Here is a 7707-nt window from a genome sequence, read left to right on the forward strand (position 1 = left end):
GCCATTGGCGGATGATGGCGACGGTTTCGTTGGGGTTGCGCTCGGCGAGCTCGCCGACGCGATGAACGGACTGGGCATGGACCTGGCCCTGAATGGTGGCGACGTCGATCGCGCTCGCGGCGCCGCCCGGCAGCAGCGCCTGCCCGGCAGGCGCGGCCTCCTCCGAAGCGGCGGGGCCGGCGAGGGCGCCGGAGATGGCGGCCGCGACCTCCTCGGAGGCGAGGATGCGCTTGACCAGCGGGCGGATCACCAGGAACAGCACGACCAGGCCGAGCAGCATCATCACGCCGAGCTCGACGAAGTACATGACGTCGTCCTTGGTGAACTGGAGCATGCCGAGGAAACCGGAGGGCTCGGCGATCGGGGCGGTGGAGGGGGCGTCGGCAAAGCGCAGGTTGACGACCTCGACCTGGTCGCCGCGCTTCTGGTCGAAGCCGATCGCCGAGCGCACCAGGGTGGCGATGCGGTCGAGCTGTTCCTTGGTGCGGTCCGTGTAGGCGAGCTCGCCCTTGTCGTTCTTGGAATAGATGCCGTCGACCAGCACTGCGACCGAGATGCGGTTGACCCGGCCGGCCTCGGTCACCTCGGTCTTGGTGGTGCGGGAGATCTCGTAATTGTTGGTCTCTTCGGTCTTCTTGCTCTGGTCCTTCGCCGTGGGACCGCTGTTCTGCTGGCTGCCGGGCAGCTCGTTGTTGACGGTGACCTGGCCGTTGTTGTCGGCGGTGAGGCTGCTCTCTTCCCGGGTCTGGCTCGAGCGCAGCACCCGGCCCTCGGGATCGAACTTGTCCGAGGTCTGGGTGATCTTGTTGAAGTCGAAATCGGCGGAGAGCTGGACGCGAGCGCGGCCGGAGCCGACCACGGAGGAGACGATGTCCTCGACCTGCTTGCGGATCCGCTTCTCGAAGGCGGTGCGGCGCTCGTCGCCGACCGCCTGCTCCGGATCGGTCGCGGCGCCGTCGGCGAGCAACGAGCCGGCCTCGTCGACGATCGAGACCCGCTGCGGCTTCAGCCCGTTGACGGCGGAGGCGACGAGGTGGCGGATGGCGCGGATCTGCTGGGCCTCGAGCGAGCCGCGGACCCGCACCACGATCGAGGCCGACGGCTCCGGCGCCTCGCGCGAGAACAGCGGGCGCTCGGGCAGCACGAGGTGGACGCGGGCGGCCTGGATGCGGTCGATGGCGCGGATGGTGCGGGCGAGCTCGCCTTCGAGCGCGCGGAGATGGTTGATGTTCTGGACGAAAGAGGTGGTGCCGAGCGCATCCGACTTGTCGAACACTTCGTAGCCGACGCCGCCGCCCTTGGGCAGGCCGCCCTCGGCGAGCTTCATCCGCAGGCGCGTGACCTTGTCCTTGGGCACCATGATGATGCTGCCTTCATTGCGCAGCTCGAACTGGATGCCCTGTCGCTCCAAATCCTTGATAATGCCGGAAGAATCCTCGACCGAGAGGTCGGTGAACAGCGTCGTCATCTGCGGCGTGGTCACGCGCATGATGACGAACGCGAAAAAGCCGATGAGCGCGGCGGTGACCGCGATCATCGCCCCGAACCGGGCGGCGCCGATACCCTTCAAAAAGTCCGCAAGACCTTGCAAGCAACCGCCCCGAAGCTTCGACCCGCAACCGAGCGGTCGACTGGGCAATTATTGCCTAGGTGATGGTTTCGATATGGTTAACGAAGGTTAAGAGCTGGGACAAAAGTCGCGCCAAAAGGAAACATGAAAAAAATCGGCCTCGCGGTGCGAGGCCGATTTTCGTCAAAAGCTGCAGATTTCCGGATCGCTTACTGGCGATATTGCTGGATGCGGGTGGTGCGAAGACCCGCCAGACCGTGCTGGTCGATGGAAAACTGCCAGGAGAGGAATTCGTCGACCGTCAGGGTATAACGGCTGCAGGCCTCCTCGAGGGAGAGAAGTCCGCCACGCACAGCGGCGACGACTTCGGCCTTGCGGCGGATGACCCAGCGTTTGGTGCCGGGTGCGGGCAGATCTGCGATCGTCAGCGGACTGCCGTCCGGCCCGATGACGTATTTTACCCTCGGGCGATGGGGTTCTGTCATGGCGTACTCACAAACTCTCAACCACTGAACTCACGCCGTAACCCTACGCGTGCGGGCTTAAAAATCCGCTAAGCCTAAGGCTTCAATACAATTCTCGTTGAAAATGGCTGGAACACAGCCGGCCCGGAGGGCTGGACACCATGATCCGAGCCGGCCGAGCGGGGTCTTCGTAAATACTTTACTAACGAATGGAGCCGGCGAAGCCCCAACTGTCGTCCCGGGGCGCGCGTAGCGCGAGCCCGGGACCCATAACCCCAGCGAGTAGTTTGACGACGACTCGGGGTTACGGTCTCACGCGAAAACGACGTTCTGCGGTGATGGATCCCCTGAGTTCGCGGGGATCACATCTCGTGTGTGGCGAGGCGCGCGCCTTTAGTTGCTGCTGGTGGCGATGATGCTCTTCACCTGGCTCAGGGTGTAGCTGGCGCCGTCGATGGTGAGTAGCGGCGGCGACTGGGTCAGGTCGACGGACGACACCACGCCCTGCACCTGCGCGGCGATGCCGACATTGTTGTTCGCCACGTCCTTACCCGTCGCCGTGATCGTGTACTTGCCGTCCGGCCATTGCGTGCCGTCATTGCCCATTCCGCTCCAGGTGAAGGGAATGTCGGTGCCGGCAGCGGCGGTATATTTACCGGTGAACACCGTCTGGCCGGTGGAATTGGCAACGGTGATGTCGACGGTCGAGTCGGTCGGCACGTTGAGATGCCAGGTCGCCGACGAGTTCGTCATGGTCGCGGTCGAGCCGTCGACCAGCGCGGTCTTGCCGACGAAGCCCAGTGCCTGAGTCGCCTGCGTGGTCTGCTGCAGGGTGACGAGCTGGGACAGTGAATCGTTGGTCTTGAGCTGCTGCTCGACGCCGGCGAACTGCACCAGCTGCTGGGTGAACTGGTTGGTGTCGAGCGGATCGAGCGGGTTCTGGTTCTGCAGCTGCGTCGTCAGCAGCGTCAGGAAGGTCTGGAAGTTGCCGGCCAGCGTCGATCCCGTGCTCGAGCTCAGCGAGTTCGACGAGGACGACTTCGGGACGTCGGTGGTCCCGGAGACGGGCGTCGGGGCGGTGGCGGCATTCGTGGTGGTCATGTTCGAATACTCCTCACACTCTGATGTCGACGCCGCTGCTCGATCCGAGCATGCGGCCGTAGCCGCGCCCGACGGGCGCCGCAGCAACGGTGTCGTCTTCGCTGATGATCAGCCGGCGGGCATTGCCGCCATTGTCGTTGTTCTGGCCGGAGTTCTGGCCCGATGAATTCTGGTCGCGCAGGCTGAAGGACAGCCCGTTGCTGCCGGTCTTGAGGCCGGCATCGTCGAGCGCGCGCTGCAATTGCGGGGCGTCCTGCCGCAGCATCTGCAGCGTCTCGGGCTTCTCGACGGTGAGATGCGAGGTGACCTGGCCGTTGCGGTCGACGTTGATGCGGACGTCGATGCGGCCGAGGTCGATCGGATCGAGGCTGATGTCGAAGCGCGTCTTGCCGGCGCGCGCCGCCGCGGCGATCTCGACCGGCACGCCGCTGATCGGCACGGGCGTGGAATTCGCCGCGGTCGCGGTGAGTGTCGCGGTCGATGCGGTCGCGGCCGACGTCGTATTGGTCAGAGGCGCCTGGATGGCGGAGGCGGCCTGCGCGCCGGTATCGGTCGTGGGCACTGCGGCCTGCGTGCCGGCATGCGCGTGCGTGGTTGCCGTCGCCGGCGTCGCGTCGGAGCGGTCGGAGGCGCCGGTCTTCGCGTCGGTCGGGTTCGCCTCGGCCTGCGGCTTGGCGGCTTGCGCATGCGCGGTCGTCGCCGGAGTCTGCGTGGCGTTCGCCTTGCCCGCGTCCTGGCCGATATTGGAGACGTCGCTTTCGCGTTGCGCGGTCGCGACGGCCTTGAACGAAGGCTTCGGCGTGCCCTGGTCCACTGCGGCGACCAGGCCGCCATTGGTCTTGGCATCGGTCGCGGTGCCGTCGGTCGTGCCGGTGGCGGCATCGCCCAGCGTCGTCGTGGTGTCGGCATCGACCTTGGCACCCGCGGTCTTGGCGCCCTTGTCGCTCGCCGTGGCGGTGTCGGTCTTGCCGCCTGCGATCTGCGCCGCGGTCGAAGCGCTGGCGGCGATGCCGGCGGCCGCAATCGTCAGCGGCGAGGCGGCGGCATCGCCGGTCTGGCTCGCGGCCGCGTTCGGATCGACCGGCACCACGGACGGGGCCACCACGATGGCGTTCGGATCGGGCATAGCGACCTGCGCCGCGTCGGGCTGCACGGCGGCATCAACGGTGGCGGCAGCGGTGCCGTCGGTCTTGTCGCCCTTGGTGTCGTCGGATTTGTCCGCCGATTTGGCGTCGGAGGTCTCGGACTTGTCCTTGGCCKGCTTGGCCGGATCGGCCGTGGCGTCGTTCGCGGTGGGGGCCGATGTGTCGGTGTCGTCGTTCGCCTTGCTCTGCGAGGGCTGGTCAGTCGCGGCGGTATCACGCGGGCCCTTATCCGGGGCGGATGACGACGAGGACGACGACTCGGTCCGGCGCGGCGCAGTGTCCTGCGGCGGCGCGTTGTTGCTGATCGCCTGGGTGTTGCTGTCGACCAGCGAGCCGAAGGAGTCGTTGCTGGACGTGTCCTTGGAGCTCTGCGACCGGGCAGGCTTTTGCTGCGCGCTCTGGACTTGCACGCTGGCTGCTACGTCTGACGCCCGACCGACCACGGAAAACCTCTTGGCAACATCTTCGGCATAGGGGGTAGCAAGGAGCGGGCCAGCTCCCTGACGAACTATTTTACCAAGCAAAATCAATTACTTGGTTGATTTGTGCCCTCGCCGCGAAGGGCGCCAAAGCCCCGCCATTTCTGCCTCCCCGGCAAGAATTGCCCTAAGCTGGCCGCCCGCGTGATTGCTTCACCGGAATGGCGCCTATATTAAAGAGCTGCTCTCAGCCGCTTTCGACCGGGCAGTCGTGCCCCCGGGGGAACCAAAGTTCCCGGGGAGCGTCGATGTCCCGCCGGAAGCCGAAGAATGTCCAAGTCATCGCGGATCGCGAACGCCGCCGTCACAACGCTTTAAGGCCCATGCTGAACAGTCTGGATCTCGAAGGCCGTCCTGAGGACACCAGGGTCGTCGTTGCCATGTCGGGCGGCGTCGATTCCTCGACGACGGCTGCGCTGCTCAAGGCCGAAGGCTATGACGTCGTCGGCATCACGCTGCAGCTCTACGACCATGGCGCGGCGACCCATCGCAAGGGCGCCTGCTGCGCCGGCCAGGACATCCACGACGCCCGCGACGTCGCGGCCAAGCTCGGCATTCCCCATTATGTGCTCGACTACGAGGATCGCTTTCGCGAGTCCGTCATCGACAATTTCGCCGACAGCTATGCGCTCGGCGAGACGCCGGTGCCGTGCATCGAGTGCAACCGCTCGGTCAAGTTCCGCGACCTCCTGAAGACTGCGCGCGAGCTCGGCGCGCAGGCGCTCGCCACCGGCCATTACGTCGCCTCGCGCCGCCGCGACGACGGTTCGCGCGCGCTGGTCTGCGCCGCCGACAGCGATCGCGACCAGAGCTACTTCCTGTTCGCGACCACGCAGGAGCAGCTCGACTTCCTGCGCTTCCCGCTCGGCGACATGACCAAGCCCGAGACGCGCGAGCTCGCGCGCCGCTTCGGTCTCGCGGTCGCCGACAAGCACGACAGCCAGGACATCTGCTTCGTGCCGACCGGCCGCTACACCGACATCATCACCCGCCTGCGTCCGAACGCGATGGACCCCGGCGACATCGTCGATCTCGACGGCCGCGTGCTCGGCCGGCACAACGGCATCGCCAATTTCACCGTCGGCCAGCGCCGCGGCCTCGGCATCGCCGCTCACGCGCCGCTGTTCGTGGTGCGGCTGGATGCCCCGGGCCGCCGCGTCGTCGTCGGCCCGCGCGATGCGCTGAAGATGCACCGCATCGTGCTGCGCGACGTCAACTGGATCGGCGACGGCGACATCGACCGCGCCATCGGCGCCGGCCTCGAGATGTTCGTGCGCGTCCGCTCGACCCGCAGCCCGCAGCCCGCCTGGCTGCGCGGCGGCAACGGCCATTACGAAGTCGAGCTCGTCGCCGGCGAGGAGGGCGTCTCGCCTGGCCAGGCCTGCGTGTTCTACGATGCGCCTTCGGGCCAGGCGCGCGTGCTCGGCGGCGGCTTCATCCAGAGCGCCGCCGCGAAAGTCGCAACGAGCACTGCGAGGCCGCTGGTGGAAGCGGTACGCGGCTAGAAAATTTCCGGGGCAGGGGGCATGGCAGCAGACATCTCGCGGGCCGGGGTCGAGAAGGCCTATGGCCGCTGGGCGCCGGTCTACGATCTCGTGTTCGGCAAGGTCTTCGACGCCGGAAGGCAGTCGACCATCGCGGAGGCCGACCGCATCGGCGGCCGCATCCTCGATGTCGGCGTCGGCACCGGGCTTTCGCTCTCCGATTATTCGCGCACCACGAAGATCTGCGGCGTCGACATCTCCGAGCCGATGCTGCGCAAGGCGCAGGCGCGCGTGCGTGCACTGCGGCTCAGCAATGTCGAAGTGCTCTCGGTGATGGACGCCAAGAACCTCGCCTTCCCCGAAAACTTCTTCGATGCGGTTGTGGCGCAATATGTCATCACCGCCGTGCCCGATCCCGAAGGCACGCTCGATGAGTTCGTGCGCGTGCTCAAGCCCGGCGGCGAGCTGATCCTCGTCAACCACATCGGCGCCGAGAGCGGGCCGCGCAAATTGTTCGAGCTCGCCTTCGCCCCCATCGCCCGGCGCCTCGGCTGGCGCCCGGAATTCCCGTGGGACCGCCTCGTCAACTGGGCCGCCAGGCACCGCGGCGTCACGCTCGCCGAGCGCCGTCCGATGCCGCCGATGGGGCACTTTTCGCTGATCCGCTACGTCAAATCGTGAGCGTGATTTGCGGGGATCGTGCTGTCAGTCGGCACTGTCTCCGCAAAACGCGACCTCATCCCGAGGAGCCCGCCAGCGGCGGGCGCCTCGAAGGATCGGCCGCAGGGAAACCGCCAGCCAATTTCCAGCGCTTCAATTCGCCGTGCGTCGGCCGGAACCTCCGCATGGCCGGAGACGTTTCCCTCCCATGCGCACGACATCAAACATCATCCTGGCCAGCCTCCTGATCGCCGCCTCAGGCAGTGCGATCGCGCAGGCCCCGCCGCGACCTGCAACGCCGCCGCAAGCGACCGCGCCGCCATCGGCCCAGCACGCCGCCAATTGCATGCCGCAGGACCGCCCGAACCGCGCCACCGCGCCCGACGGCACCACCACCGGCCAATCCCGGGAACCGCTCGGCGACAAACTGGCCAAATCCGACGGCGTGCTCTGCCCGCCCTCGGGCGTGGACCCCGACATGCACGCCCCGGCCCCGGACACCGGCGGCAACACCCCCGTCATTCCGCCCCCCGGCAGCCCCGGCGGCGATCCGACGGTCAGGCCGAAATAGGTGGTCTCTTCCTTCGCTCTCCCCGCCCGTGGGGAGAGGCCGGAATCGGCGCAAAGCGCCGATTCCGGGTGAGCGACTGTGTTCGCTGTCAAGCGGGTTGCCATGGTGTTTTCGTCCTGATCATGACATTGAGGATGGTCAGCAGCTTGCGGGCGACGGCGATCAGGGCAACGAGCTTCGGCTTTCCATTGGCCACGAGGCGCTCAAAGAAGGCCTTGAGGACGGGGTTGTGA

At 66.8% G+C, this 7707-nt stretch carries 7 protein-coding genes and 1 pseudogene; 3 read left to right on the forward strand and 5 right to left on the reverse strand.

Features of this window, described 5'->3' with window-relative positions:
• The 4 genes from fliF to AC1DW2_RS43070 all read right to left on the reverse strand — a co-directional run.
• The coding region (gene fliF, locus AC1DW2_RS43055) for a flagellar basal-body MS-ring/collar protein FliF (protein ID WP_477009130.1) at nt 1–1591 on the reverse strand (1591 nt) is incomplete at its 3' end.
• Between the two features lie 188 nt (nt 1592–1779).
• Complete coding sequence (gene sciP, locus AC1DW2_RS43060; protein ID WP_002714638.1) at nt 1780–2055, reverse strand: CtrA inhibitor SciP; 276 nt, start codon at nt 2053–2055, stop codon at nt 1780–1782.
• Nucleotides 2056–2427: 372 nt separating this feature from the next.
• Nucleotides 2428–3135 carry a flagellar hook assembly protein FlgD gene (locus tag AC1DW2_RS43065; RefSeq protein ID WP_208072931.1) on the reverse strand — a complete coding sequence of 236 codons (708 nt, stop codon included), beginning with the start codon at nt 3133–3135 and terminating at the stop codon, nt 2428–2430.
• 13 nt (nt 3136–3148) lie between these two features.
• Nucleotides 3149–4723: a flagellar hook-length control protein FliK gene (locus AC1DW2_RS43070; RefSeq protein WP_477009131.1), complete on the reverse strand. Its 1575-nt coding sequence runs from the start codon at nt 4721–4723 to the stop codon at nt 3149–3151.
• Between the two features lie 359 nt (nt 4724–5082).
• On the opposite strand from AC1DW2_RS43070, the gene mnmA reads away from it, so the two are divergent.
• From mnmA to AC1DW2_RS43085, 3 genes are all read left to right on the forward strand, one after another.
• Nucleotides 5083–6264: a tRNA 2-thiouridine(34) synthase MnmA gene (mnmA, locus tag AC1DW2_RS43075; protein ID WP_063981204.1), complete on the forward strand. Its 1182-nt coding sequence runs from the start codon at nt 5083–5085 to the stop codon at nt 6262–6264.
• Between the two features lie 21 nt (nt 6265–6285).
• Nucleotides 6286–6924: a class I SAM-dependent methyltransferase gene (locus AC1DW2_RS43080; RefSeq protein WP_063981205.1), complete on the forward strand. Its 639-nt coding sequence runs from the start codon at nt 6286–6288 to the stop codon at nt 6922–6924.
• Between the two features lie 187 nt (nt 6925–7111).
• On the forward strand, nt 7112–7474 hold the full coding sequence (locus AC1DW2_RS43085; RefSeq protein ID WP_477009132.1) for a hypothetical protein: 363 nt from the start codon (nt 7112–7114) through the stop codon (nt 7472–7474).
• A gap of 88 nt (nt 7475–7562) precedes the next feature.
• Here AC1DW2_RS43085 and AC1DW2_RS43090 read toward each other — a convergent pair.
• Nucleotides 7563–7707, reverse strand: a pseudogene (locus AC1DW2_RS43090) (IS110 family transposase); the annotation flags it as partial.

Source organism: Bradyrhizobium sp. P3_C3 (genome assembly GCF_056402655.1).

Excerpts from the sequence above, each read along its gene's own strand:
- mnmA (WP_063981204.1), top strand. The coding sequence starts at position 5,083 with ATGCTGAACAGTCTGGATCTCGAAGGCCGTCCTGAGGACACCAGGGTC.
- AC1DW2_RS43080 (WP_063981205.1), top strand. The coding sequence starts at position 6,286 with ATGGCAGCAGACATCTCGCGGGCCGGGGTCGAGAAGGCCTATGGCCGC.
- AC1DW2_RS43065 (WP_208072931.1), bottom strand. The coding sequence starts at position 3,135 with ATGACCACCACGAATGCCGCCACCGCCCCGACGCCCGTCTCCGGGACC.
- AC1DW2_RS43085 (WP_477009132.1), top strand. The coding sequence starts at position 7,112 with ATGCGCACGACATCAAACATCATCCTGGCCAGCCTCCTGATCGCCGCC.
- sciP (WP_002714638.1), bottom strand. The coding sequence starts at position 2,055 with ATGACAGAACCCCATCGCCCGAGGGTAAAATACGTCATCGGGCCGGAC.